The organism is Sulfitobacter sp. SK011 (assembly GCF_003352065.1).
Taxonomy (GTDB): Bacteria; Pseudomonadota; Alphaproteobacteria; order Rhodobacterales; family Rhodobacteraceae; genus Sulfitobacter.
Genome location: NZ_CP025803.1, coordinates 2773124 through 2799296, shown reverse-complemented (window position 1 = coordinate 2799296; position 26173 = coordinate 2773124). Strand labels below are relative to the sequence as shown.

Annotated in this window: 21 protein-coding genes; 10 read left to right on the top strand and 11 right to left on the bottom strand. The window is 58.1% G+C overall.

Annotation, left to right across the window (positions count from 1 at the left end):
- The 6 genes from ftsA (at position 1) to C1J02_RS13790 (ending at position 8862) form a co-directional block, all read left to right on the top strand.
- A complete protein-coding gene (gene ftsA, locus C1J02_RS13815) occupies positions 1-1335 on the top strand; it encodes a cell division protein FtsA (protein ID WP_205389811.1) in 1335 nt (444 codons plus the stop codon).
- Between the two features lie 174 nt (positions 1336-1509).
- Positions 1510-3150 (top strand): cell division protein FtsZ, encoded by a 1641-nt coding sequence (gene ftsZ, locus C1J02_RS13810; RefSeq protein WP_114879094.1) that lies wholly within the window; start codon positions 1510-1512, stop codon positions 3148-3150.
- Between the two features lie 194 nt (positions 3151-3344).
- On the top strand, positions 3345-4283 hold the full coding sequence (gene lpxC, locus C1J02_RS13805; protein WP_205389919.1) for a UDP-3-O-acyl-N-acetylglucosamine deacetylase: 939 nt from the start codon (positions 3345-3347) through the stop codon (positions 4281-4283).
- A gap of 243 nt (positions 4284-4526) precedes the next feature.
- Positions 4527-5396 carry an outer membrane protein assembly factor BamD gene (locus C1J02_RS13800; RefSeq protein ID WP_114880588.1) on the top strand — a complete coding sequence of 290 codons (870 nt, stop codon included), beginning with the start codon at positions 4527-4529 and terminating at the stop codon, positions 5394-5396.
- Between the two features lie 36 nt (positions 5397-5432).
- Complete coding sequence (gene recN, locus C1J02_RS13795; protein WP_114879093.1) at positions 5433-7082, top strand: DNA repair protein RecN; 1650 nt, start codon at positions 5433-5435, stop codon at positions 7080-7082.
- A 94-nt stretch (positions 7083-7176) separates the two neighbouring features.
- Complete coding sequence (locus C1J02_RS13790) at positions 7177-8862, top strand: chloride channel protein (RefSeq protein WP_114879092.1); 1686 nt, start codon at positions 7177-7179, stop codon at positions 8860-8862.
- Between the two features lie 11 nt (positions 8863-8873).
- Here C1J02_RS13790 and C1J02_RS13785 read toward each other — a convergent pair whose 3' ends face one another.
- The 5 genes from C1J02_RS13785 to C1J02_RS13765 form a co-directional block, all read right to left on the bottom strand.
- Positions 8874-9218, bottom strand: a complete 345-nt coding sequence (locus C1J02_RS13785; RefSeq protein WP_114879091.1) for a DUF427 domain-containing protein — start codon at positions 9216-9218, stop codon at positions 8874-8876.
- A 35-nt stretch (positions 9219-9253) separates the two neighbouring features.
- Positions 9254-11044 carry an aminopeptidase P family protein gene (locus tag C1J02_RS13780; protein WP_114879090.1) on the bottom strand — a complete coding sequence of 597 codons (1791 nt, stop codon included), beginning with the start codon at positions 11042-11044 and terminating at the stop codon, positions 9254-9256.
- 44 nt (positions 11045-11088) lie between these two features.
- Positions 11089-12966 (bottom strand): cobaltochelatase subunit CobT, encoded by a 1878-nt coding sequence (gene cobT / locus C1J02_RS13775; protein ID WP_114879089.1) that lies wholly within the window; start codon positions 12964-12966, stop codon positions 11089-11091.
- A gap of 76 nt (positions 12967-13042) precedes the next feature.
- Positions 13043-14029: a cobaltochelatase subunit CobS gene (gene cobS / locus C1J02_RS13770; protein ID WP_114879088.1), complete on the bottom strand. Its 987-nt coding sequence runs from the start codon at positions 14027-14029 to the stop codon at positions 13043-13045.
- 274 nt (positions 14030-14303) lie between these two features.
- Positions 14304-14930, bottom strand: a complete 627-nt coding sequence (locus C1J02_RS13765; RefSeq protein ID WP_114879087.1) for a J domain-containing protein — start codon at positions 14928-14930, stop codon at positions 14304-14306.
- 74 nt (positions 14931-15004) lie between these two features.
- On the opposite strand from C1J02_RS13765, the gene C1J02_RS13760 reads away from it, so the two are divergent.
- Entirely contained in the window at positions 15005-15277 is a 273-nt protein-coding gene (locus C1J02_RS13760; RefSeq protein ID WP_114879086.1) for a BolA family transcriptional regulator, read from the top strand.
- A gap of 9 nt (positions 15278-15286) precedes the next feature.
- On the opposite strand, the gene C1J02_RS13755 is transcribed toward C1J02_RS13760, so the two are convergent.
- The 3 genes from C1J02_RS13755 to C1J02_RS13745 all read right to left on the bottom strand — a co-directional run bounded on the left by C1J02_RS13755 (position 15287) and on the right by C1J02_RS13745 (position 18839).
- Entirely contained in the window at positions 15287-15817 is a 531-nt protein-coding gene (locus tag C1J02_RS13755; protein ID WP_114879085.1) for a DUF4177 domain-containing protein, read from the bottom strand.
- 75 nt (positions 15818-15892) lie between these two features.
- Positions 15893-17404, bottom strand: a complete 1512-nt coding sequence (gene gatB / locus C1J02_RS13750; protein ID WP_114879084.1) for an Asp-tRNA(Asn)/Glu-tRNA(Gln) amidotransferase subunit GatB — start codon at positions 17402-17404, stop codon at positions 15893-15895.
- Between the two features lie 130 nt (positions 17405-17534).
- Positions 17535-18839 carry a hypothetical protein gene (locus C1J02_RS13745; RefSeq protein WP_254693101.1) on the bottom strand — a complete coding sequence of 435 codons (1305 nt, stop codon included), beginning with the start codon at positions 18837-18839 and terminating at the stop codon, positions 17535-17537.
- Between the two features lie 504 nt (positions 18840-19343).
- Here C1J02_RS13745 and C1J02_RS13740 point away from each other — a divergent pair.
- A complete protein-coding gene (locus C1J02_RS13740; protein WP_254693288.1) occupies positions 19344-19934 on the top strand; it encodes a transglycosylase SLT domain-containing protein in 591 nt (196 codons plus the stop codon).
- A gap of 7 nt (positions 19935-19941) precedes the next feature.
- Here C1J02_RS13740 and C1J02_RS13735 read toward each other — a convergent pair whose 3' ends face one another.
- From C1J02_RS13735 to pepN, 3 genes are read right to left on the bottom strand one after another with little or no spacing between them, the layout of a single operon-like run.
- Positions 19942-20376 carry a hypothetical protein gene (locus C1J02_RS13735; RefSeq protein WP_114879083.1) on the bottom strand — a complete coding sequence of 145 codons (435 nt, stop codon included), beginning with the start codon at positions 20374-20376 and terminating at the stop codon, positions 19942-19944.
- Positions 20373-20903, bottom strand: a complete 531-nt coding sequence (locus C1J02_RS13730) for a hypothetical protein (RefSeq protein WP_114879082.1) — start codon at positions 20901-20903, stop codon at positions 20373-20375. The genes C1J02_RS13735 and C1J02_RS13730 overlap by 4 nt, the downstream gene beginning before the upstream one ends.
- Before the next feature lie 3 nt (positions 20904-20906).
- Positions 20907-23459, bottom strand: a complete 2553-nt coding sequence (gene pepN, locus C1J02_RS13725; RefSeq protein ID WP_114879081.1) for an aminopeptidase N — start codon at positions 23457-23459, stop codon at positions 20907-20909.
- A gap of 107 nt (positions 23460-23566) precedes the next feature.
- On the opposite strand from pepN, the gene C1J02_RS13720 reads away from it, so the two are divergent.
- Positions 23567-23764 (top strand): hypothetical protein, encoded by a 198-nt coding sequence (locus C1J02_RS13720; RefSeq protein WP_114879080.1) that lies wholly within the window; start codon positions 23567-23569, stop codon positions 23762-23764.
- A 213-nt stretch (positions 23765-23977) separates the two neighbouring features.
- Positions 23978-26128, top strand: a complete 2151-nt coding sequence (locus C1J02_RS13715; protein ID WP_205389810.1) for a malate synthase G — start codon at positions 23978-23980, stop codon at positions 26126-26128.
- Positions 26129-26173 lie beyond the last annotated feature (45 nt).

The window sequence follows — 26173 nt, the reverse complement described above, 5'->3', positions numbered from 1 at the left end:
ATGATGGACCTTTACGACAGTCAAAGATCAATGCGGAACATGCGCAAGCTTGCCATGCAGCGTGGTGTGGTCGCAATTCTGGACGTCGGCAGTTCGAAGATCGCCTGCCTTGTGCTGCGGTTTGACGGCCCAAGCCAGCTTGATACGGACGGTGAGATTGGATCGCTTGCCGGGCAATCCGGGTTCCGGGTCATTGGCGCGGCGACCACCCGGTCACGCGGCGTGCGCTTTGGCGAGATTTGCGCGATGGGCGAAACCGAACGCGCGATCCGCACCGCCTTGCAGGCCGCCCAAAAGATGGCCGGTATCCGCGTCGACCATGTGATCGCCTGTTTCTCAGGGGGTGAGCCGCGCAGTTACGGGTTGGATGCTGAAATTGATCTGGATGGACAGGTCGTATCGGAACAGGACGTGGCTCAGGTGATGGCCAGCTGCGATGTGCCCGAATACGGCGAAGGGCGCGAGGTTCTGCACGCGCAACCGGTGAATTTTGCGCTTGATCACCGCTCGGGGCTGAGCGATCCGCGCGGCCAATTGGGTAACGCATTGTCCGTGGACATGCATATGCTGACCGTCGATGCCGCCGCCGTGCAACATTTGGCGCATTGTATCAAACGCTGTGATCTGGAATTGGCAGGCATCGCGTCATCGGCTTATGTGTCGGGTATTTCGTCACTGGTTGAGGACGAACAGGAACTTGGTGCCGCCTGCATCGATCTGGGGGGCGGATCGACCAGCGTCTCGATCTTCATCAAGAAACACATGATCTATGCCGACACCGTGCGCATGGGGGGCGATCACGTGACCAGCGACATTTCGATGGGTTTGCAGGTGCCAACCGCCAATGCCGAGCGGATCAAGACGTTTTATGGTGGCGTGCATGCCACCGGGATGGACGACCGCGAGATGATCGAGATCGGCGGCGACACCGGTGATTATGAACATGACCGCCGCACCGCAAGCCGCGCTGAGTTGATTGGCATCATGCGCCCGCGCGTTGAGGAAATTCTGGAAGAGGTGCGCGTCCGTCTGGACGCCGCAGGCTTTGACCATCTGCCCAGCCAACAGATCGTTCTGACCGGAGGCGGCAGCCAGATCCCCGGCCTTGATGGGCTGGCAAGCAAGATTTTGGGACAGCAGGTCCGGTTGGGCCGACCGTTGCGGGTGCATGGATTGCCGCAGGCCGCAACCGGCCCCGGCTTTGCATCGGCCGTGGGTCTGGCGCTCTTTGCGGCACACCCGCAGGATGAGTGGTGGGATTTCGACATCCCCGCGGACCGGTATCCGTCGCGGTCACTGAAACGCGCGGTCAAATGGTTCCGGGACAACTGGTGACCGCAAAATGCGGTGCCTTGACCGATATAAGGTCAGGAGTGGCAAGAAATTGCCCATATTTAGCGTCAAAATGGCGTTTTTTAGGTGACGTTACGGTCCCATACCGTTAGGATTATGGGAATTTAGACGGTCAAACCCCGCGGGACGGGGGCAAACATAACAGGCGGACAACATATGACACTCAACCTATCGATGCCCGGACAGGAAGATCTGAAACCCCGTATCACCGTGTTCGGTGTTGGTGGTGCCGGCGGCAACGCGGTCAATAATATGATCGAAAAACAACTGGATGGCGTTGATTTCGTCGTGGCGAACACCGACGCGCAGGCGTTGCAACAGGCCAAGGCAGAGAACCGTGTTCAGCTTGGGATCAAGGTGACTGAGGGTCTGGGTGCAGGCGCACGGGCAAGCGTCGGTGCCGCCGCCGCGGAAGAATCAATCGAACAGATCGTCGACCATCTGGCGGGTGCGCATATGTGCTTTATCACCGCTGGTATGGGTGGTGGCACCGGTACAGGTGCAGCACCCATCATCGCGCAGGCCGCACGCGAGTTGGGTGTTCTGACCGTTGGTGTTGTGACCAAGCCGTTTCAGTTTGAGGGTGCCAAGCGCATGCGTCAGGCCGAGGATGGCGTCGAAGCGCTGCAAAAGGTCGTCGATACGCTGATCATCATTCCCAACCAGAACCTGTTCCGTCTGGCCAATGAAAAAACCACCTTCACCGAAGCGTTCTCCATGGCGGACGATGTTTTGTATCAAGGTGTTAAAGGTGTCACAGACCTGATGGTCCGCCCCGGCCTGATCAACCTCGACTTTGCCGATGTGCGTGCCGTGATGGACGAAATGGGCAAGGCGATGATGGGCACCGGCGAGGCCGAAGGCGAAGACCGCGCCATTCAGGCCGCTGAAAAGGCGATCGCGAACCCGCTGCTGGACGAAATCAGCCTGCGTGGTGCCAAGGGCGTGCTGATCAACATCACCGGTGGGCATGACCTGACCCTGTTTGAACTGGACGAGGCCGCCAACCGCATTCGCGAAGAAGTGGACCCAGAGGCAAACATCATCGTCGGCTCGACCATGGACGAGAATATGGGCGGCCTGATGCGTGTGAGTGTTGTTGCAACGGGCATCGACGCCACGGATGTGAACACGGAAATGCCCGTGCCGCGCCGGTCCATGAGCCAGCCTTTAAAGCAGCAGGCGGTTTCAGAAGAAGCGCCAATGGCCGCCGCAGCGGCTGCAGCCCCGGTCGCAGCTGAGATGTCGCAGGAAGAAGACCAGCAGCAGATGTTCGACGATATCGATGTACAGCGTGCTGCCGCAGAAGATCAGGCCGAAGACATCTTTGCGGATGACGCATCGGACGACAGCGACGACTTGCCTGCGCCCGCGTATCAGCCACAGGTCGCGGCATTTGAGCCCCGCTCAGAAGAGATGCTGGACGTGGAGCCGGAGACTTTTGTTGCCCCGCGTGCGCCAACGCCCGGCACGCCGTCGCCAGAGGCGATGGCACGTTTGCGGGCAGCTGCACAAAAAGCATCACCAGAGCAGCAGCGCCCGATTGCCGCGCAAGCTCAGCAGCGGCCAACCGCAGTGCCGCAGCATGGCGGTGAGAAACCACGCTTTGGGATTAACTCTCTGATCAACCGGATGACGGGCCATGCAGAGGGCGAAACGCCAGCTCAGCGCCCTGTGCGTCAGCAACCACCGGTCCAAACCCGCGCTTCAGCGGCAGCGCCACAGCCTCAGGATGCGGCTGATGCGGATCAGGAGCGGATCGAAATTCCTGCGTTTTTGCGCCGCCAGGCGAACTGATTCAGTCACATGTTCTTTGAAGAGGGCTGCCTGAGGGCGGCCCTTTTTCTTTTATTATCAGGGCATTGGAAAACAGACGGCGTGTTTGCGCCCAATTGTAACGGGCATGTTTCAGTCGGTTGCAAAGGTTGAATTGTCTAAAAGGAACGCCCCGCTTAGTTCAGTGTTCAAGCCCGGACAGCGATCTGGGAATGATGAGGACGATTCTTGTGCAGAACACGATCAAATCAGCGATGAGCTTTACCGGCAAGGGGTTGCACTCTGGCCAGCAAGCGACTGTGACTGTGCGTCCTGCAAGTGCGCACCATGGCATTTGGTTTTCGCGCACGGATGTGGTTGTGGGCGACCGGATGATCCCGGCGCGCTGGGATGCCGTTAATCGGTCGCCTCTTTGTACAAAACTTGAAAATGCAAATGGTCTGTCTGTCTCAACTGTTGAACATCTGATGGCGGCACTTGCGGGTTGTGGTATTCACAATGCACTGGTTGAAATCGACGGCCCCGAAGTGCCAATTCTTGATGGGTCCGCGATCCCCTTTGTACGCGGGTTCATGGAACGTGGCATCCGCCGCCTTGCCGCACCGGTGATGGCATTTGAAGTGCTGAAAACCGTGACCGTAACAGACGGTGACGCCTCTGCGACACTGGCACCCTCCCATACCCTGCGGATTGATTTTGAGATTGATTTTGTTGATGCCGCCATTGGCCATCAGAAAAAATCACTGGTGATGAACAACGGGTCCTTTGCCCGCGAACTGTGCGACAGCCGCACGTTCTGCCGCAAGGCGGACGTTGATGCGATGCAGGCGAATGGGCTGGCATTGGGCGGTGAATCTGGCGAAAATGCCGTCGTTTTTGAGGGCGATCATGTGATCAGCCCGGGTGGTCTGCGCCATGCGGATGAACCTGTGCGCCACAAGATGCTGGATGCGTTGGGTGATCTGGCCTTGGCCGGTGCGCCGCTTTTGGGCCATTACACCGGCAACCGCGCCGGTCATTCGCTGACCAACACATTGTTGCGCAAGCTTTTTGCGACGCCCGGTGCCGTGCGCATGGTTGAATGCGACGCATCTATGGCGTCACGCTTGCCAGGCTATGGTCTGGTCTGGGATGAGATCCCGCAAGTCGCCTGAGACTGCGTTGATTTTGCAGATAGAATCCCCAATGCCACATCTGGAACAACCCGGGCCATTGATCGTGCAGGGTTGCGCATGTATTCAATTGCAAGCGTGGTTATTGGATAAGCACTATCGCTTTTGTGTGACGCGGCGCAGCTAAGTGTGGAATGGGCGTTTTGCATCGCAAATTATTGTGTTAGCTAGATGCAAAGAGGGGTCAAAATTGGCCATGGATGTGACGATGCAAAGGATGCAGGCATGACAGGTGCAGGGTCGCGTATGCGAGTGATCGGTGCGGTGTGCATTGTGGCAGCGCTTGCAGCGTGCGGCAGTCGTGATGCCGGTCGTTTTACGGGCAACTTCTTTAACCCTCAGGAAATTCCGCTTGAAACCTATTCGGCAGAACAGATTTTCGAGCGTGGCGAATTTGAACTGAACCGCAGTCGTCCTGACGATGCGGCATTCTATTTTGCTGAGATTGAGCGCCTGTATCCCTATTCGGAATGGGCAAAACGCGCGCTGATCATGCAGGCATTTTCCTATCACCAAGACAAGGATTATCCCAACAGCCGGTCCTCGGCGCAGCGGTTTATCGACTTTTATCCCGATGATGATGACGCCGCCTATGCTCAATATCTGTTGGCGCTCAGCTATTACGACCAGATCGACGAAGTGGGCCGTGATCAGGGTCTGACATTTCAGGCGCTGCAGTCCTTGCGTCAAGTGATCGAAGGATACCCGGACAGCGAATACACAAAATCGGCAATACTGAAATTTGATCTGGCCTTTGACCATCTGGCGGGCAAAGAGATGGAAATCGGGCGTTATTATCTGCGCCGCGATCATTATACATCGGCGATCAACCGGTTCCGGGTTGTGGTTGAAGAATTCCAGACCACGACCCACACGGCCGAGGCGCTGCACCGTTTGGTCGAAGCCTATCTGGCGCTGGGTCTGAATGAAGAAGCCCAGACTGCCGGTGCTATTCTGGGCCACAACTATCAATCCACCGAATGGTACGAAGACAGCTATAAATTGCTGACGGGTCAGGGGCTTGAACCGAAGTTTTACAAAAACAACTGGTTGAGTGCCGTTTACCGTCAGACAATTAAGGGCGAGTGGCTGTAGGGGCGGTGGGGTTCACCCATCCGTTGGGGCAACGACATGCTGCGCGGACTTGATATTTCGGACATGCTGATCATTGATCGCCTGGAACTTGCGTTTCAGCCGGGTCTTAATGTGCTGACTGGGGAAACCGGCGCGGGGAAATCCATCCTGTTGGATTCGCTGGGTTTTGTACTGGGCTGGCGCGGACGCGCCGATCTTGTGCGCCAGGGCGCAGATCAGGGTGAAGTCACGGCATGGTTTGACCTCGGACCGGACCATCCCGCCCATGCGGTGTTGCAAGAGGCCGGTTTGCCAGCGGGAAACGAGCTGATCTTGCGGCGCATCAATTCAAGCGACGGGCGCAAAACAGCCTGGGTCAACGACCGCCGCTGTTCTGGTGAGGTGCTGCGCGAATTGTCGGACACTTTGGTTGAGCTGCACGGCCAGCATGATGACCGGGGGCTGCTAAATCCACGTGGGCATCGGGCCATTTTGGATGGGTTCGCCGGAAATGACGCGGCAAAGGCCAAGGTGCGCGCGGCGTGGCAAGCGCTGAGTGCCGCCCGCAAGGCGGCCAAGGCAGCCGCCGTTGAACGCGAGGCCATTCAGGCCGAAGAGGAATTCCTGCGCCACGCGGTTGCGGAACTGGACAAATTGGACCCGCAGGCAGGCGAAGAGGCCATTCTGGACAGCAAGCGGCGGCTGATGCAGGGCGCTGAAAAGATCCGCGCGGATGTCGTCAACGCCTATGAGATACTGGGGCAGGGTGGTGCCGAAACCAGCCTTGGCGATGCGCTGCGCTGGCTGGACGGTGTGGCCCACAAGGCCGAAGGCGCGTTAGAGGCACCGATGGCCGCGCTGAACCGTGCGATGATGGAACTGGACGATGCGATGTCAGGGGTGGCCAATGCCATTGACGCGATGTCGTTCAACCCGATCGAGCTGGAAGAGGCGGAAGAGCGGTTGTTTGCGATCCGTGCTTTGGCGCGCAAGCATGACGTGGCCCCAGATGAGTTGGCCGGATTTGCAGAGACCCTGCGCGGCAAGCTGGCGGCATTGGACGCAGGCGAAGCGCAGCAGGCGGCGCTGGAACAGGCGGTGCGCGATGCACGGGATGCCTATGATGCGGCGGCGGATGCGCTGGGACAGGCGCGGCGCCGCGCCGCGACAAAGCTCGACAAAGCAGTATCGTCTGAACTGGCCCCATTGAAAATGGAACGTGCTGTCTTTGCGACCCAGATCACACCCGAGGACGCCGGGCCAGAGGGCCGCGATGCGGTGTCCTTCACTGTGGCCACCAACCCCGGTGCGCCCGCGGGGCCATTGGGCAAAATCGCGTCGGGCGGGGAACTGAGCCGGTTTCTTCTGGCGCTCAAGGTCTGCCTGACCCAAGGCCAATCCGGTCTGACGTTGATTTTTGACGAGATTGACCGCGGTGTCGGCGGTGCCACCGCAGATGCGGTGGGCCGGCGGTTGGCGGCATTGGCCGAAGATGGACAGGTATTGGTCGTAACCCATTCACCGCAGGTGGCCGCCCTTGGCGCGCATCATTGGCGGGTGGAAAAGGCCGTGAGCAAGGGTATGACGACGTCGACTGTGACGCCGCTGTCACCAGCCGAGCGTGTTGACGAGGTTGCGCGCATGCTGGCGGGCGATGTCATTACCGATGCCGCACGCGGGGCCGCCGAGGTGCTGTTGGCCGGGTGATGTCAGTGTTTTCGAATAAAATCGACTGTATTTCGGTTCTGATTTCCATCACGTACTTGACCTTGACACCCGCGCTCCGTGATCATGAAATCTTATGAGTGAACCTGACCCTTCCTTTTTGTCGCAACAACTTCAGTTGGCAAAGGCGTCGATCAAACGCGGGTATGAGGTGATCCGACTGCGCGGCCCGGGCAAGGTGACATTTTGGTTCATCGCGCTGTTGATCGGCATTGCAGCGGGCTTTGCGGCGTTGTTTTTCCGCAAGGGGATCAACTGGTTGCAGGCCACTCTTTATGGAACAGATGATGTGCAGCAGTTGCACAGTTTCATCACTGGCCTGCCGTGGTACTGGGTGGTCCTGATCCCGACATTTGGCGGGCTTACTGTCGGGCTGATCTTGCATCATTTCACCCGGGATGCGCGCGCGCGTTCGGTGGGCGATGTCATTCTGGGGGCCGCCTTGCATGATGGCCGGGTCGAGACCCGCGCCGGGATCGCATCGGCCATCGCCTCCTGGATCACGTTGAGCACAGGCGGTTCGTCAGGCCGCGAAGGGCCGGTTGTGCACATGGCCGGGGTCATCTCCACCTGGGTCAGCCGCCGGATAAACGCGGATGGCATCACCGGGCGCGATCTTTTGGGCTGTGCGGTGGCGGCCGGGGTCTCTGCGAGCTTTAACGCGCCTATTGCGGGGGCGCTATTCGCGTTGGAGGTCGTGTTGCGCCATTTCGCGGTACATGCTTTTGCCCCCATCGTCATCGCCTCGGTTGCGGGCACCGTGATCAACCGCCTTGAATTTGGCGGTGTCACTGAATTTGTGCTGCCGACCTATGGCGATTTGCAGTTCTATGTCGAATTGCCCGCATTCTTGTTGCTGGGGCTGACGTGCGGATTGATCGCCGTGGCATTGATGCGCAGTATATTTTGGGCTGAGGATTTTGGGAATTATGTGCAAAAACGCACCGGGTTGCCGCGCTGGTTGCGCCCTGCCGTGGCGGGCGCGCTGCTTGGCATATTGGCCCTGTGGTTTCCCCATATCATTGGCGTCGGCTATGAGACAATGTCGTTGGCGCTGACCGGGCAGTTGGGTCTTTATGAGGTGATCATCTTTGCGATGCTCAAGGTCGCGGCTGTTTCCATCACGCTTGGGGGGCGCATGGGCGGCGGGGTGTTTTCACCCTCATTGATGATCGGGGCGTTGTCGGGGTTGGCCTTTGGCCTGATTGCGACGGGCATATTTCCGGACGTATCCGGGGCATCAACGCTTTATGCGCTGGCGGGCATGGGGGCTGTGGCGGCGGCGGTCCTTGGGGCACCGATTTCCACCACACTGATCGTATTTGAACTTACCGGGGACTGGCAGACAGGATTGGCGGTGATGGTCGCGGTCAGCATGTCGACCGCGCTTGCGTCGCGCATCGTTGACCGCAGTTTTTTCCTGACCCAGATGGAGCGGCGGGGCATTCACCTTGCGGCCGGGCCACAGGCCTATCTGCTCGCGATGTTCACGGCGGCCCGCATCATGCGCCGCCCAGAGGACGACCGCGCCGCCGATGAAGACGAATGCTGGGACTTGATCAATGCGGGCACGTACATTGACGGCACCGCGACACTTGAGGCGGCGATGCCGATCTTTGAACAATCATCAGCGCGGTTCATTCCGGTGGTCACGCTTTCCGCAGACGCGCCGCCTGAATTGATGGGCGCGTTGTTCCATGTCGATGCACTTAAGGCCTATAACCGCGCTTTGGCTGCGACGGCGGCAGAAGAACATTCTTGAGCGATGAGCGCTCAGATCTGTTCGACCGTGATCTCATCAATGGGGTAAAACGCAAGGTGATCTTTGATTGCCGCGACGGCGTCATTGGGGTTTTCATAGGACCAGACAGCATCGTTCAAGGTGCGGCTTTTGGTCACCACGGAAAAATAACTGGCATCGCCTTTGTGCGGGCAGTGTGTTGTCTTGTCTGAAGAATCCAGAAACGCCATGGCAATATCGCCGCGTGGGAAATAGATGACGGGCGGATAATCCCCTTCGGTCAATTTAAGCGCGTTTGTGGTTTCACCAAGAACGGCACCGCCCGCGCGGACGCTCCATGTGCCTTCGGCTTTCGTGATCTTGATATGGTCGGCCATAGTGAACCCTTTCAAACGCGTGATTTTACAGGTGCCTAGAGCGGCGCTGTTGCGGCATCCAACCACAGTTTCGCCTCTGGTGAAAGCCGCGGGCCAATTTTTTGCGCAACCTGTGCGTGGTAGTCATTCAGCCAGTTACGCGCGGCAACTTCGAGCATTTCTGCGACGATCAGACGTCGGTCTATCGGTGCAAAGCTAAGCGTTTGCCAATACAACATCTTACGGTGTGCATCGCCGCCGGGCAGGGCGGGGGCGTCGCGCACCACCAACAGGTTTTCGAGGCGGATGCCAAAGGCTCCCTCGCGGTAATATCCCGGCTCGTTGGACAGGATCATGCCCGCCAACAAGGGGACATGGCTGATCTTGCTTAACCTTTGTGGCCCTTCGTGCACACTTAAGTATGCACCGACACCGTGGCCCAGCCCGTGGTCGAAATCTTGACCCGCAAGCCACAGCGGCACCCGGCCAATCATCTCGATGTCACGTCCGGCAAGACCCTGGGGCCAGCGCAGTCGGCTCATCGCGATCATCCCGGCCAGTACGCGGGTGAACGCGACGCGTGCGTCATCGCTGGGTGTGCCGATTGGGACTGTGCGGGTGATGTCGGTGGTCCCATCCAGATACTGCCCGCCCGAATCCAGTACCAGCAGGTGACCATCCTCAAGGGTGCTGTCGGTTTCCGTCGTCACACGGTAATGCATGATTGCGCCGTTCGGCCCGGTGCCGGCAATGGTCTCAAAACTGATGTCCTGCAAGGCATTGTCACGGCGGCGGAAGGTTTCAAGCTGGGTCACCACCTCGGTCTCGGTCAAACTGCCGGGGGCCTTTGTATCGAGCCATGCCAGCAGTTCACACAATGCCGCGCCATCCCGCAGATGTGCTTCGGCTGACCCTGCAATCTCGGCGTCGTTCTTGCAGGCCTTTGGCAAGGCACACGGGTCATCCCCCCACACCGCCCGTTCGCCCAGGGTATCGGCGATGATCACCGGGACAGATTGCTTGTCCACCCGCACCGGGCCGGTCAGGGTCCCCAGATGCGCCAGTAGGTGATCAGGTGCATGTACCGTTACCTGATCGCCCAGATGGTCACCAAGGGCGGCAACTTTTTGTGGTTCCATAAAAAGATCAACGGCACCGTCTGCATGTAGCACGCCAAACCCATGCGCCACCGGGTTGCGCGGAATGTCGGCGCCGCGAATGTTCAGCAGCCAGTTAAGGCTGTCGGGCAGGGTGATCACCGCCGCAGTCTGTTTTGCGTCGGTTAGTGTTTTGCCCAACCGCGCGCGTTTGTCATTGTGGCTTTCACCGGCAAATTCAAGGGCGTGCGCTTTTGCGTCTTGCATCGGGGGGCTGGGTTGGTCCGCCCAGATGCGGTCGACCAGATTGGCACAGCGCCGCATTTCAATGCCGCTGTCCGCCAGCGCCTCATCCAGTTGTTCCAACTGTTCTGCGGTATGCAGCCACGGGTCAAATCCCACCACACCGCCATTTGGCAATTGTTCAATCAACCACTCAGCGAGGCTGACCTCGGGCCAGGGCACCGGGGTAAAATCGGATGCCACCTGGGCCTTGACCTGCGTGCGGTACCGCCCGTCGATGAACACCCCCGCGACATCCATCAGGGCGGCGCAGAACCCGGCAGATCCGGTGAAGCCTGTGAGCCATGCCAGTCGTTCATCATGGGCCGCGACATATTCGCCTTGATGCGCGTCGGCGCGGGGGATCAGGAAACCGGCAAGCCCTTCAGCCGCCAATTTAGCGCGCAACGCCTTGAGGCGGGGTGGTCCTTGTTCCGGCCGTGCCGTGACCTCGAAACTCTGGAACATCGCGTTCTCCCTCAATTGCCCAATAGGTCTGTGGAATGAGTGCCTTAGCTGACGCGGCGCATCCCCATGACGCGCGCGCGCGCCCGTGGATCGCTGTCAAACAGCGCTGCAAGTTGTTCGGTCATGGCACCGGCCAACTGATCCACATCGGTGATCGTAACGGCGCGTTCATAATAGCGCGTTACGTCATGCCCGATGCCAATCGCCAGCAACTCAACCGCTTTGCGTTTTTCGACCATCGCAATCACATCGCGCAGGTGCTTTTCAAGGTAGTTCGCAGGGTTCACCGACAAGGTGCTGTCATCGACCGGCGCACCATCACTGATCACCATCAGGATTTTGCGGGACTCGTGCCGCGCCATCATGCGGCGGTGCGCCCATTCCAGCGCCTCACCGTCGATATTTTCCTTCAGCAGACCTTCTTTCATCATCAGCCCCAGATTGAGATGGGTGCGCCGCCAGGGCGCATCTGCGGATTTATAGATGATGTGACGCAAATCATTCAGGCGACCGGGCTGCACCGGGCGGCCCGCGTTCAGCCATGCCTCGCGGGCCTGGCCCCCTTTCCAGGCGCGGGTGGTAAAGCCAAGGATCTCGACCTTTACATTGCACCGCTCCAGCGTTCGGGCCAGCACGTCCGCACAGATCGCCGCGATTGAAATGGGGCGGCCGCGCATCGACCCAGAGTTATCAAGCAGCAGTGTCACGCAGGTGTCGCGGAATTCGGTGTCTTTTTCGACCTTAAAGCTGAGCGGTGTTGTCGGCGTCGCCACAATCCGCGCCAGCCGGCCCGCATCAAGCGTGCCTTCCTCCAGATCAAATTCCCAGGACCGGTTTTGTTGGGCTTGCAGGCGGCGCTGGAGTTTGTTGGCCAAACGACTTACCGCGCCTTTCAAAGGCTCCAACTGTTGATCCAGATAGGCCCGCAGGCGTTCCAGTTCAATCGGGTCGGCGAGATGTTCGGCACCGATCACCTCGTCTTCGCTGTCCATATAGACCAGATAATTGGGGTCGGCGTCTGACACGGGCTGCGGGGCAGGCGGCTCCAGCGGGGCGTCGCCTTCGGGCATTTCCGCCTCGTCTCCAAGCTCCTGATCGGCCATGTCGTCCATGCTGACCTGAGCTTGTGATGCATCCTGGCTGTCTTCCTGCGACTGTTCGGGCGATCCTTCGGCTTCTTCATCGTCCTGGTCGTCCTGACCGGTGCTGTCTGGGTCTTGCTCTTCTTCGGCCCCTTCTTCGGCTTCGTCTTCCTGATCTTCGTCCAGCGTATCAGGGTCGTCGCCCAGCTGGTCGCCATAGCCCAGATCACTGATCATCTGGCGGGCAAATTTGGCAAAAGCGGATTGGTCATCGAGGATATCGGTCAGGTTTTCCAGTGTGCCGCCCGCGCTGTCCTCAATGAACCCGCGCCACAGTTCCATCGCGTTGTCAGCGCCCGCAGGCAGGGGGCGACCGGTGGCCAGATGGCGCACCAGATACCCCGCAGCGGTGGCCAGCGGAATGTCACTGGCCTGCTTGGCCTGATCATAGCCCTTGCGCAGCGCGTCATGCTTGATCTTGACGTCGATGTTGCCAGCAGTGCCCGGCATGTCCCGAGCGCCCACAGCCTCGCAGCGCGCGGTTTCCATCGCTTCATAAAGATCGCGTGCCATTTCGCCTTGCGGCTCGTAACGCGCATGGGTCTGTCCGTTGTGATAGCGGCGGTTCAACGCCAGCGCGTCAGCGGTGCCACGGGCCAGCAAAACTTCCTCGCGGGTCATGCGGCGGCTGACCTGCGGCAGGCGCATGTTATCGCCCGACAAGCCCGAGGGATCGACTGAATAGCTGACGTTCAGATCAGGGTCATTGGCCATCACCTTGGAGGCTTCGGCCAGCGCCTTTTTGAACGCGTCTGCGGGGTTGTCAGATGGTTTGCTCATATCGCCTCCGTCCGAACCTTGGGTGAAAAACTCTTCAAAGAGTTTTGGCAAATTTCTTTGAAGAAATTTTCACCGCTCACCCCAAACTCACACTCGCCGCTGATTCCGGCAATTCCTCATCAAACAAACGCTGATAGAATTCTGCCACGGTCTGGCGCTCCAATTCATCACATTTGTTCAGGAATGACAGCCTAAAGGCATAGCCGACGTTGCGGAAAATCTCGGCATTCTGCGCCCATGAGATGACGGTCCGGGGCGACATCACCGTTGACAGCTCGCCATTCATGAAGGCCGTTCGGGTCAGGTCCGCAACGGTGACCATCTGTTTGATGGTCTTGCGACCCTTGTCGGTGTTGTAATGCGGGTTTTTGGACAGCACGATGGCGACTTCGGCATCAATCGACAGATAGTTCAGCGTCGCCACCAGTGACCAGCGGTCCATCTGACCCTGGTTGATCTGCTGGGTGCCGTGGTAAAGGCCGGTTGTGTCACCCAGACCCACGGTATTGGCGGTCGCAAAGATGCGGAAATAGGGGTGCGGCGTGATCACCTTGTTCTGGTCCAGCAATGTCAGCTTGCCGTCCGTTTCCAGCACGCGCTGGATCACGAACATCACATCGGCGCGGCCTGCGTCGTATTCATCAAACACAATGGCGGTGGGGTTGCGCAGCGCCCAGGGCAGGATGCCTTCCTGAAACGCCGTGACCTGCTTGCCATCCACCAGCTTGATCGCGTCTTTGCCGATCAGGTCAATCCGGCTGATGTGGCTGTCAAGGTTGACGCGCACGCAGGGCCAGTTGAGCAGGCTTGCCACCTGTTCGATGTGGGTCGATTTGCCCGTCCCGTGGTAGCCTTGGATCATGACGCGGCGGTTGTGCGTGAACCCGGCCAAAATGGCCAATGTGGTATCGGGATCAAACTTGTAGGTGCTGTCCAGCGCCGGCACGCGGTCAGTGCGATCGGCAAAGCGTTTGGCCACCATGTCAGTATCGATGCCAAAGACGTCACGAACGGAAATCTCTTCGGTTGGTCTTGCGTTGATGTCCAGTGCGCCGTCGTCCATGCCGTATCTTCCTTTTGCCCCATGCGCCGCGACTTTGCGACGCGCGTATCTGGTGCAACATATCTTGGTGAGGCGCAAGGGAAAGAGGCAACTGGCATCATCCGGTGTCGCCAGTTATCGGGGCGCTGGAAAAACGTCACTTCTCTGCGCAAATGTTGCACAAAGGTGTACGATTTAGGGTCAAAACACTCTGTGGCTGATCCAGAGAATGTGCGCAGAAATAACTTCGCAAGAATATCCTGCCGCCCAGCGGTGCCGGGCGGGCATGAAAAACTCAGTCTTTGAAGTTGCGGCTGCCTTTGATCTGGTCCCATGCCCAGACGACTTGCTGCAATTGTTCTTCCTGGGATCGGTCGCCGCCGTTCATGTCGGGATGCAGCACCTTGATCAACAGTTTATAGGCTTTGCGGATTTCCGGCTTGGTCCAGGTGTCCTTGGCTTCCAGAATTTCCAATGACCGCCGCTCCGTCGGGGGCAGGCGTCGCCCGGCCTGGGGGCCTCTGCCGGGATTTTGCGTGGCATTTGCACCCAGCACCTGATGGGGGTCCTCAATACCAAGCCGCGCCCAAGCCCGTGCCTCAGGATCGCCCAATGGTTTGGTCGGGCGTTCCCATACCTTGTCGCTGGACATCTGCGCGTTCAGTTCGGCCTCGGTGGTGCCGTCAAAGAAATTCCACTTGAGATTATATTCGCGCACATGGGCCTGACAGAACCAAAAGAAGTCGTCCAACACGTCCGGCGCTTTTGGCGCGCGGTATTTGCCCGCCTCGTCACATCCCGCATGATCGCAGGTCCGCCGAGATGTCTCTGACGCGCCGGACATGCCGCGCCTGCCGCGTGGATTTTTCTTTTTCGAAGACGACACGGACATGTCGAATCCGAAGGGATCAGCTTTGGGCATGGGTTAGACCTTTCCGACTCAGGCCGGTCACTTTAGACGCTGTGGGGCGAGATTGAAGGGGGTAGGATAAAAAAATGTCAGTTAACAAAGGAACGGTCACCCGCGAAATTGAGGAGAAGCTGCTCGCGGCGCTTGCGCCACGTGTGTTGGAGGTTGTCGACGACAGCGAAAGTCACCGAGGGCATGGCGGATATCGCGAGGGCGGTGAAAGCCATTTCAACGTGATGATCCGTGCCGATCATTTCAAGGGCTTAAGTCGTGTGGCGCGGCATCGTGCGGTCCATGCGGCACTTGGCCCGGACCTCATCGCGCGCATTCATGCCCTTGCACTTGATCTAGATGTTTAAGAACGTCACCTAATTACTTGATTTTCCAGAGTCTCGCACCGCTGCAAGATTTGTGAGCGAGGCACCGACACGGTCCATGCTGTCGGTATCCTCGACGCCGTTGTCGAAAGGCTCGTCTTTTCCTGGCACTGCATCTTGCTGCTGGGGATCGGCCTTGGGCGCGGTCTCTTCCTGTTTGGCCGCAAGCGGTGCGACCTTTTCCTCTACGCGCGGTGTGTCGGCCTTTGCAGCAGGTGCCGCGACGGTTTCCGGTGGAGTCTCGTCAGGTGCTGGCAGCAACTCGGGCGCAAACAACTCTGCTTCATTTTCACGCATCCGGCGGAACACCAGCACATTGCGCCATTCAGTCGTGGAGCCGGTCAGCCCCACACGTTCCAACGATGGCAGGGTCTCGGCGCGCTGATATTCCCAGCCGTCTGCGGCCAGGCCATTCATCAATTCCTGCAGCGCATGGGAAAACCGCGCCTCGGCCCCTTTGATACCTTTTCCCTTGAGGCCTTTGGCGGGGGCGGGAACAACTTTGTACTCAAAACGCGGCATAAGCGGATTTCTCATATTTGGACGTGACAATTGTAGCAAGCGTGGCGCGATTGGGGAAGGGAGACGGTGCCACCCTCAACCGCCCAGTTTTTTCGCCACCAGTTCATTCACGGCCTTCGGATTGGCCTTGCCGCCCGTGGCTTTCATCACCTGACCCACGAACCAACCGGCAAGCTTTGGGTTCTCGCGGGCTTTGGCGACCTGATCGGGGTTCGCGGCAATGATCTGATCTACGGCGGCCTCAATTGCACCCGTGTCTGTGACCTGCTTCATGCCTTCGGTTTCCACAATCTCGGCGGGGTCACGGCCTGTGGTATAGGTGATCTCGAACACGTCCTTGGCAATCTTGCCCGATATCGCGTCAGAGGCGATCAGGTCGATGATGCCACCCAGATGGGCCGGGCTGACCGGGCTGTCAGCGATGTCTTTCTCGTCCTTTTTCAGGCGGCCAAAAAGCTCGTTGATCACCCAGTTCGCTGCCATCTTTCCATCACGATCCCGTGCGACTTCCTCAAAATAACCAGCCGAATCCAGATCCGCGGTCAGCACGGATGCATCATAATCGCTGATGCCGAAGTCGCTGATAAAGCGCGCCTTTTTGGCGTCGGGCAATTCGGGAAGGGTGGCGGCGATGCCATCGACCCATGCCTGTTCAATTTCCAAAGGCAGCAGATCGGGGTCCGGGAAATAGCGGTAATCATGCGCCTCTTCCTTGGACCGCATCGACCGGGTTTCCTGTTTGTCTGGATCAAACAGCCGGGTTTCCTGTACCACTTCGCCGCCCGCCTCAACGATGGCAATCTGGCGGCGGGCCTCAACCTCAATCGCTTGCTGGATAAAGCGCATGGAGTTCATGTTCTTGATCTCGCAGCGGGTGCCAAGGTGCGAGAAGTCCTGAGATTCGTGATACTTTTCGTACTGGCCGGGACGGCAGATAGACACGTTGACGTCCGCGCGCATCGCGCCGGACTGCATGTCGCCATTGCAGGTGCCCAAGTACCGCAAGATCTGGCGCAGTTTGGCGAGGTAGGCGGCGGCCTCTTCGGGGCCACGAATGTCGGGACGGCTGACGATTTCCATCAGGCAAACGCCGGTGCGGTTCAGATCAACAAAGGACATGTTGGGGTCCATGTCGTGAATGGATTTGCCTGCGTCCTGTTCCATGTGGATGCGTTCAATACGGACCAGACGCGCGGTTCCGTCGCCCATCTCGACCAGAACTTCGCCTTCGCCCACGATGGGGTGATAAAGCTGCGAAATCTGATAGCCCTGCGGCAGGTCCGGATAGAAATAGTTCTTGCGGTCGAAGGCAGATTTCAGGTTGATTTCGGCCTTGAGGCCAAGCCCGGTGCGCACCGCCTGTTCCACGCAGTAATCGTTGATGACCGGCAACATGCCGGGCATGGCCGCGTCGACAAAAGCCACGTTCGAATTGGGTTCGGCCCCAAATTTGGTCGAGGCCCCAGAGAACAGTTTGGCATTGGACTGCACCTGCGCATGCACTTCCATGCCGATGACCAGTTCCCAGTCATGCTTGGCCCCTGCAATCACACGGGGTTTCGGGGTGTCATAGGTCAGGTCAAGCATTGGTCGCCTCGCGCACGATGTGGATCAGTTGGGTCTTAGATCACGTGCCAAGGCGTCGCAAGTGGGATGAGGGTTGAGGTGCTGTCGCGACGGTCGCTTGAAAGGGCGCTCAAGGTCAGCCGCAGGGGGTTTAGCTCGCCATCGCAACCGGGCCCGTTTCGGTAAAGACGATCTTTTGACCTGAAGAAATTTCGCGTTGAAACAGCATTGAGATGATGCGCATTGCGTCATCGCGGCCCGACGCCGCAAAGCGGGAGAGCGAATGAACGCGCAAATTGTTGTCAAATCCGCGGGCTGCATGGGCCCAGATCATCGGATGCAATTCGGTCAGATATTCGCGCACGATCCAGCGGGCGGCATCCGCAATCTGGGTACGGACCTGATCGGCTTCGTCGTTGCCTGAAAAAGTGAGGCCGACAGCATTGGCACAATAGGCAGCCAGAAGGTTGGTGGTGTAGGGATCCGCGCGTCGATCAAGGATGTCACGCAAGCCTTCGATAAAGAATGGCAAATCCAGATTTGCGCAGGCCTGATCGTCGCAGGCAATTGCGTCAAACATCACCCAAGTATAACCGCCAGCGCCCCAAATACTTTGGGTGCGTGCCGCAGTGCGCCGCGCCTCAAGCTCCAACTCGGCGTAGCTGCCGCACCAGCGTGGTAGCAGGTAATTGCCCATCGCGCGCATGGATCGCGGGTTGGACGGGTTCAGATCAATCAGCTTTTCATAAAGGTCTGCGACGGTCAGCCGGCCCTGTTCTGTGCCGCCGACCAAGGCGCAACAGGTTGCGGCAAGAAGGGGGGAATCCAATGCCTGACCGCAATACGGTTTCAGGATGTCGCGCGCGCGGTCAAAGTGCGCAGAGAATGCTTCGCGGTTCTGGCTCGACAATTCTGCGTCCCACCCGGTGCCGCGCCATGCCCAGCCGATATCAATATGGGCTTGTGCCACGATCGCAGCGATGACGTAATTTCCTGGAAATTCGGATAGAATATATTCGAGCGCCTCAATGCCAGCCATCATGGGGGCCCCTTTTGGGGGTCTGCCATCCTGCAGGGCATGTTCGACAGCCAGAACCACATCCGCCCGTGCGCCAAACGCCATCAGGTCCGCAATTGGCATGGCACCGGGGGTCATTTCGCGGTTTTGATCAGCATGATAAATCATCTCTGCAAGATCGGCCCAGCGTTCTTGCCGCGCGAGGCGCTGGGCGCTGCGCTGATGTTTGTCGCGCAACATTTCTTCTGCCGTCGGATCAGGGCAACTGATGTTCAGAAGCGCTTCAATGGGTTGAGCGAGGTTTTGGTGCATTGGGACGGGGCGCCGGCGCAAGGACGTGGCAAGATGGCCCTCATCCAATGTCTCAATAAGGCTATCTGACGGGTAGTCGCCTTGTTGGCTCAGCACCCTTTTGAAAAAACTGGTTAAACGTTTCATACCTGAAATCCGAACTTAATACTTCACATGCCCGAGAATATGCGGGTCCATTGGGGCGTAACGGTGGCGCAGGCACGGTAATATCGCGATTTTAGTACACCTTTAACGTGCAATAACAAATGAATGCCGCATTCTCGGCGCGAATGGTTCAATAAGCTGAGCGAATCAAAATTGCGTATCGCTTTGTTTCGCCACATGCGGGTGTTTGCGTGAATTGCTTGCAAAATTCCCATAAGAGCGTTTAAATCATGGGTGATGAAACATGTTCTTTGGGGGGGCGCGCTGGCTTTGTTGGCGGCGTCGGTTGCTGCGGAAACGCCAAGAAGCGTTCGCTTGTCCGGGAATCATGTGCAAATATCACAACCCCTGATTGTGTCTGAGTCTGGCGAATTGGCCAAATCGACCGTTGGCGTGGATGATGTCGCGCTGGCTGGAAAAAGGACCTTTTTGATGTCGCCGGACCACCCTCTGACATTGGCGTCACGAAGCGATGCCCCCGCTGACCTGACTGTCCAGGTGCCAAGATTTTACACGGATGTCCGCCCCCCGGCACGCAGCAGTTATTTACCGCGCACAAGGTGGCAACACATGGGCGGACATGAGGTTTGGACGCGCGCTGCCCTTTCTGCGCTCAAGGCGCATGGTAAGCCTTTGGTTGATCTGGTGCCCGGTGATATTGAAACGTGGTGTCCTGCATACAAGACCGCCACAGATCAGACGCGCGGTGCGTTCTGGGTTGGGTTCCTGTCCGCTTTGGCCAAACACGAAAGTACCTACAAGCCCTGGGCCGTGGGCGGCGGTGGCCGCTGGTATGGATTATTGCAAATTCTGCCGGGCACTGCGCGGGGGTATAAATGCAACGTCGGATCGGGCCAGGCGCTCAAGAATGGTGCCGCAAATTTAAGCTGTGCCGTGCGTATCATGGCTGTAACCGTGCCGCGGGACGGGGTGATCTATGGCCGGGGCGGGCGTGGTGTTGCCGCCGATTGGGGACCGATGCGCAGTGCAGCCAAGCGTCGGGACATGGCAGGGTGGTTGCGCGGGCAGAATTACTGCAAACCCGTCAATGCAACCCGACCCAAAGAACGCCCGTAATCCTTTATCATTGCAACAACTGAAAATGGTGCCTCTGGGTTTTGACCCCGCGGGCTTCCAACGCGTTCTGGAATGCCTGATGTGGCGGGGTCGATTCAAATGGCAACCTGATCTTGCGCCCTGTGGTCAACACTGCCGTGACCCGCACCGAAAAATCGAGCCGCGTATCAAGGCGAATGTGATCAATCTCGGACAGTTCCAGCGTTCCGTTTCGGCGGCCGGAAAACCAACTGAGGGTCTGGTTGTTCAGCGTAAGCCCGCTGAGCGGATTGCGGATCAGGTCAGAGACGGCGGGCAGGGTGAAGGCCGCCAGAAAAGCCACGATCCACAGTGCCGCATCCAACCAGATCCAAGCAGCCACGAGTGCCACCCAGATGCTGACCACAATCAGCAGGGTTTTGCGGCTGCGCGCCTGTTGGTCAAAAACAAAGGGTGCCGTCATTTCAGCCGAAAGACCCGTGCCAGATCGCTTAGCGCTTTGGTTTGCCGGGTGCTTGGACCGCCTGCGCTGGTGTGGGTCATGTCGTTCAGAATTGCCATCAGATCATCGAAATAAGATGCGCCATCCATTTTGTGCAGCTTTTTCGCCAGACGGGGAAACGCCTGAACCGGCCCGTGGCATTCCTCGACAAACCAGCGGCCCAGAATGGCAATTTCCTGCGCTGTATCTGCATCAAGGTTCAAATGCTTGCGCATTGAGATATCCATCTGGGCCCGCGCATCTGTTGTCGGCAGGTCGTCCATCTCAAGAAAAGCGACCGCAAGCCCGCCGATGGCGAGTTTGGGATCGTCAATGCCCTCAACCGGGTGCTGGTTGGCCCGGCGGCGAAACCCAAAGCGGCGTGCGGCGTTTTTCACGTCACCGGCGGCATCCATCAATTCTCCGGCAATTTCGGTACCCCGTTTGACGCGGTTCATCCAAATATAGGCGGTGATGGCGATGCCGATCAGGGCAATGAGAAACGGCATGGTCTACGCGCCCCTGATGCGGGTCAGCATTTCAGTAGTGTCGGGGCTTAGCTCAGACGTTGCAAGGATGCGGTCCAGTTGCGCTGCGATCTTTGCCTGTCGGTCAGCATCATAACGTGCCCATGTCTGAAATGCCGAACACATGCGCGCTGTGGTTTGCGGGTTCACCGGATCAAGCCGGATCAGCCAGTCGGCCATCAGGGTATAGCCCTTGCCGCTCGCGTGGTGGAACCCGGCATGATGCATGGACAGCGCGCCCAGAACGGCGCGGAACCGGTTCGGGTTCTTCCAGTTGAAATCGGGGTGCCGGGTCAGGGCATCAGCAACATGAGCGGCGTCCTGGGGGTCCGCTTCAAGCACCTGCAGGCCGAACCATTTGTCCATGACCAGCCGGTCGTCCTTCCATTGCGTCTCGAACGCCTGCAACAGCCCGTCGCCCTGGCCCGCGCGCAGCGCGCAGCCGAGCGCGGAGAGTTGTAGTGTCATATTATCGGCAGCTTTGTATTGCTGCGCTGCCAGTTCCGCGCCCTCGCGACGAGAGATCAAGCTGAGCATGGCCCCTGCCAGCGCCCGTTTGCCCGATTGTTCTGCATCGGGGCGATAGGTTTCCTCAACTTGATGCGCGTCATAGAGAATGCGCAAGTCATCACCCAAATGGCGGGCGATGATGTCTCGCAGGCTTTCGAGCGCATCGTAGATTGCCGCCGGATCTGGCGTTTCGCCTGAATCGTGAAGGGCTGTGGCAAGGTCAGACTGGCTGGGCAGCCCCAGCATCAGCGCGCGGTAGGCAGGATCGAGCGTGCCATCGGTCACGACATTACGCAGCCCGTCAAGGTAACGGTCGGCAGGCGCAGCACCTGTTCGGATGATCGCCAGAAGCGCCTGCCGGGCCAGTGTGCGCCCCTGTTCCCAGCGGTTGAAGGGGTCCGTGTCATGGGCAAGCAGATGTGCCCGGTCCGCGTCGCTAAGTGGCTGATCCAGTACAACAGGCGCGGAAAAGCCGCGCAGGATCGATGCAACTGGGGCGGCGTCCAACCCGTCAAAAGTGAAGCTCTGCTCGGCTTTTGTCATCTCCAGAATATCTGTTGGTACGACTTCACTGCCATCTTTCGCAATAAGACCCACGGAAATTGGAATGACATACGGCTGCGGATCGGGCGTTGCTGTGCTGGCCGGTGTGGACTGCGTGAACGCCAGCGTCAGTGTGCCGTTCTCAAAGCTTTCTTTGACAGAAAGCCGTGGCGTTCCGGCCTGCGAATACCAGCGTTTGAATTGTGTAAGGTCACGACCCGTGGTGTCCTCAAATACCTTGAGCCAGTCCTCGATCGTGGCTGCATCGCCATCATGGCGGTCGAAATAGAGGTCAAGCGCCTTTGCATAAGCCTTATCCCCGACCAACCGTTTGAGCATGCCAATCACTTCGGCCCCTTTTTCATAAACGGTGGCCGTGTAGAAGTTATTGATCTCCTGAAAACTTTCTGGCCGGACAGGGTGCGCCAGTGGGCCTTGATCTTCGGCAAACTGACGCCCGCGCAGATCGATGACATCCGAGATGCGCTTGACCGGGGCTGATCGCATGTCCGAGGTGAACTGACTGTCGCGGAAAACAGTCAGGCCTTCCTTTAGACACAACTGAAACCAATCACGGCAGGTGATGCGGTTGCCGGTCCAGTTGTGGAAATATTCATGCGCGATGATCGCCTCGATCCGTTCAAAATTCGTGTCGGTCGAGGTTTCGGGCGAGGCCAGCACAGCAGAGGAGTTGAAAACGTTCAGCCCCTTGTTCTCCATCGCGCCCATGTTGAAATCATCCACAGCCACGATATTGAAAAGCGCCAGATCGTATTCGCGGCCATAGACATCCTCGTCCCATTTCATCGACGCTTTCAGCGCTTCCATGCCAAAAGCGCATTTGCCCTCGTCACCGGGGCGGACATAGAGGTTCAGTTCAACCTCGCGCCCGTTCATGGTGGTGAAATGATCGGAGTGGGCGACCAGTTCGCCGGCCACCAGCGCAAAGAGATAGGCCGGTTTGGGCCATGGGTCATGCCATTCGGCATGGTGAATGTCAGAGACCGCGAGATTGCCGTTGGACAGCAACACAGGATGCGGGCCGTTGATGGTGACGCCAAAGGTCGCCATCACATCGGGGCGGTCGGGGTAATAGGTGATCTTGCGAAATCCTTCGGCCTCACATTGAGTGCAATACATGCCGTTCGACATATAAAGCCCCTCAAGTGCTGTGTTGCCTTTTGGGTCAATCTCAACCTCGGCCTCCCAGATGAACGGCGCGTTCGGCACGGGGCAGGTCAGCCCCGCATCGGTGAGCGTGGGGGTGACAGGTGCGCCATCAATGGCCGCACTGATGAGTTTGAGCATTTCACCGTGCAGAAAGAACGTGTTGTCCTTGGCATCGGGATTGGGGCGAAACGCGATGCGGCTTTTGACGCGGGTGTGATGGGGGTCCAGATCAAAGGTCAGCTTGACATCGTCCACTACGAAGCCAAATGGGGAATAATCGGCCAGATAAATGGTATGGGGGGCAGCATCACGCATCGCGGAACCTCAACTTGGAACGAACTTGTTGGCCATACGTTATGTCCGTAGCAATGGACCCGCAAGCAGGGTTCCCAACTGAATGAAACACGAGATAGGAGAAGAATATGTCAGCTCCCGATACGAACGTTGAAAAGCAAAAAGACCGTCACAAGGCCCCGCTACTGGGGATGAAGGGTGTGATCGTTTTCGCTGCCCTGATGCTTATTGGTCTGGTGTTCTACACCGTCCTACAAAGTGACGAGGCAGAGACCGAAGCGGTGATCGAGAGCACACCGACTGTGGATACGACTGTCGGCAACTAAGCATATTGCGATGATTGAAAGAAAGGTGCGGGGCCATTGGCCGCCGCACTTTCTTTTTTGTACCAGTGACAGTGGCGGCAATGCTGAGCAGTCCAATTCACCTTACATGCGAAAATTGGTAATAAGTTTTTACCAGTTATGCTTGATCATCCAAAATTTTCTGGGTAAGCCTTCGCTAAGGCTGGCTTTTACGAGATGTCTGAGGGGCGAATAATGACAAGAGTTGATAAAGATGGCTTGCAGGTTGATCTGCAGCTTGTTGATTTCCTAGAGAAAAAGGCCCTTCCCGGGACGGGCGTCGCCGCAGACGTCTTTTGGACGCAGTTTTCCAGACTTGTCCATGAGCTCGGCCCCAAAAATCTCGCTCTGCTGGCCAAACGTGAATACATTCAAAAGCAGGTCGACAGCTGGCACGTGCAGCACAGAGGTCAGGATCATGATGCGGAAAGCTATACCGCGTTTCTGCGTGAGATCGGCTATCTGATCCCCGAAGGACCGGCGTTCGAGATTGAAACCGAAAATGTCGATCCCGAGATTGCACAGGTGCCGGGACCACAGCTTGTTGTTCCGATCACAAATGCCCGGTTTGCGCTGAATGCGGCGAACGCCCGTTGGGGCAGCCTTTATGATGCGCTTTATGGGACTGATGCGCTGGGCGATCTGCCGAGCGGCAAAGGGTATGATGCGGCGCGGGGTTTGCGGGTCGTTGCAAAGGCAAAGGCATTTCTGGACGAGGTGGCACCGCTCGCCGTCGGGTCGCATGTGTCTGCCGAAGGATACCGCATTGAGGATGGCAAATTGATTGCCGCCGTGGGGGACGGTGTTCCGCTTGCTGTCTCATCACAGTTTGTAGGGTTTCAGGGCGCTGCCGAGGCACCGACAAGTATCTTGTTGAAAAACAATGGGCTGCACATCGATATTCATGTGAACTCAGATCATCCGATTGGCAAGGACGATCCTGCGCATGTCTCAGACATCACGCTGGAATCGGCGATGTCCACGATCATGGATTGCGAAGACAGCGTTGCAGCCGTCGATGCCGAAGACAAAGTTGTGGCCTATAGCAACTGGTTGGGCCTCATGAAAGGCGATCTGACGGAAACCTTTGAAAAGGGCGGAAAAACCCTGACGCGGGTGATGAACACCGATCGCGTCTATGAAGGACCGGACGGTGACGCGGTGACGCTTAAGGGGCGGTCGTTGATGTTGATCCGAAATGTCGGGCATTTGATGACCAATCCGGCGGTGCTGGACCGCGATGGGGCGGAAGTGGGCGAAGGCCTGATGGATGCGATGATCACCACACTGATTGCGATGCACGATCTGCAGCGCGAGGGCGGCAATTCGGTCACCGGCAGCGTCTATGTCGTCAAACCGAAAATGCATGGTCCCGAAGAGGTCGCCTTTGCTGACGAGATATTCACGCATGTTGAGACCGCATTGGGCCTGCCACAGAACACGGTCAAGCTGGGTATCATGGACGAAGAACGGCGCACCTCGGCCAATCTGGCTGAATGCATTCGCGCCGCAAAGCACCGGGTCGCCTTTATCAACACAGGGTTTCTGGACCGGACGGGGGATGAAATTCATACCTCTATGGAAGCCGGACCGATGGTGCCGAAAGGCGACATGAAGAACACCGCGTGGATTGCAGCCTATGAGGATCGCAATGTCGATATCGGCCTTGCCTGCGGGTTGCAGGGGCGGGCGCAGATCGGCAAAGGCATGTGGGCGATGCCCGACCTTATGGAAGATATGCTGAAAACAAAGATCGGCCACCCAAAATCTGGTGCCAATTGCGCCTGGGTGCCGTCACCAACCGCGGCCACATTGCACGCCACGCATTACCACCAGGTTGACGTGCTGGCCCGTCAGGAAGAGATCAAAGAGGGCGGTGCGCGTGGCACATTGGCGGATCTGCTGACGATACCGGTGATGGCCGGACGCAACCTTTCTGAGGCCGAAATTACCCGCGAGATTGAAAATAACGCCCAAGGCATTCTGGGATATGTGGTGCGCTGGATTGATCAGGGTGTGGGGTGTTCCAAGGTGCCCGACATCCATGATGTTGCACTGATGGAGGACCGCGCAACATGCCGCATTTCGGCGCAGGCATTGGCAAACTGGTTGCATCATGGTGTGATCAGCGAAGACCAAGTACTGGCCGGACTGAAAAAGATGGCCGCAGTTGTGGACCGCCAGAATGCCGGTGATCCGCTTTATACGCCAATGGCACCGGGATTTGACGGCATCGCGTTTCAGGCGGCCTGTGATCTGGTTCTCAAGGGGCGCGAGCAGCCGTCGGGATACACTGAGCCTGTTTTGCACGCGCGGCGTCTTGAACTGAAAGCCGCAGCGGGCTGACGCTTGCCTGACCATGTGGGTGTGAGGGCCTCTTGCCCCACGCCT

Coding starts and splice junctions, on each gene's coding strand:
- ftsA (WP_205389811.1), top strand. CDS start 1: ATGATGGACCTTTACGACAGTCAAAGATCAATGCGGAACATGCGCAAG.
- ftsZ (WP_114879094.1), top strand. CDS start 1,510: ATGACACTCAACCTATCGATGCCCGGACAGGAAGATCTGAAACCCCGT.
- lpxC (WP_205389919.1), top strand. CDS start 3,345: ATGAGGACGATTCTTGTGCAGAACACGATCAAATCAGCGATGAGCTTT.
- C1J02_RS13800 (WP_114880588.1), top strand. CDS start 4,527: ATGACAGGTGCAGGGTCGCGTATGCGAGTGATCGGTGCGGTGTGCATT.
- recN (WP_114879093.1), top strand. CDS start 5,433: ATGCTGCGCGGACTTGATATTTCGGACATGCTGATCATTGATCGCCTG.
- C1J02_RS13790 (WP_114879092.1), top strand. CDS start 7,177: ATGAGTGAACCTGACCCTTCCTTTTTGTCGCAACAACTTCAGTTGGCA.
- C1J02_RS13785 (WP_114879091.1), bottom strand. CDS start 9,218: ATGGCCGACCATATCAAGATCACGAAAGCCGAAGGCACATGGAGCGTC.
- C1J02_RS13780 (WP_114879090.1), bottom strand. CDS start 11,044: ATGTTCCAGAGTTTCGAGGTCACGGCACGGCCGGAACAAGGACCACCC.
- cobT (WP_114879089.1), bottom strand. CDS start 12,966: ATGAGCAAACCATCTGACAACCCCGCAGACGCGTTCAAAAAGGCGCTG.
- cobS (WP_114879088.1), bottom strand. CDS start 14,029: ATGGACGACGGCGCACTGGACATCAACGCAAGACCAACCGAAGAGATT.
- C1J02_RS13765 (WP_114879087.1), bottom strand. CDS start 14,930: ATGCCCAAAGCTGATCCCTTCGGATTCGACATGTCCGTGTCGTCTTCG.
- C1J02_RS13760 (WP_114879086.1), top strand. CDS start 15,005: ATGTCAGTTAACAAAGGAACGGTCACCCGCGAAATTGAGGAGAAGCTG.
- C1J02_RS13755 (WP_114879085.1), bottom strand. CDS start 15,817: ATGCCGCGTTTTGAGTACAAAGTTGTTCCCGCCCCCGCCAAAGGCCTC.
- gatB (WP_114879084.1), bottom strand. CDS start 17,404: ATGCTTGACCTGACCTATGACACCCCGAAACCCCGTGTGATTGCAGGG.
- C1J02_RS13745 (WP_254693101.1), bottom strand. CDS start 18,839: ATGAAACGTTTAACCAGTTTTTTCAAAAGGGTGCTGAGCCAACAAGGC.
- C1J02_RS13735 (WP_114879083.1), bottom strand. CDS start 20,376: ATGACGGCACCCTTTGTTTTTGACCAACAGGCGCGCAGCCGCAAAACC.
- C1J02_RS13730 (WP_114879082.1), bottom strand. CDS start 20,903: ATGCCGTTTCTCATTGCCCTGATCGGCATCGCCATCACCGCCTATATT.
- pepN (WP_114879081.1), bottom strand. CDS start 23,459: ATGCGTGATGCTGCCCCCCATACCATTTATCTGGCCGATTATTCCCCA.
- C1J02_RS13720 (WP_114879080.1), top strand. CDS start 23,567: ATGTCAGCTCCCGATACGAACGTTGAAAAGCAAAAAGACCGTCACAAG.
- C1J02_RS13715 (WP_205389810.1), top strand. CDS start 23,978: ATGACAAGAGTTGATAAAGATGGCTTGCAGGTTGATCTGCAGCTTGTT.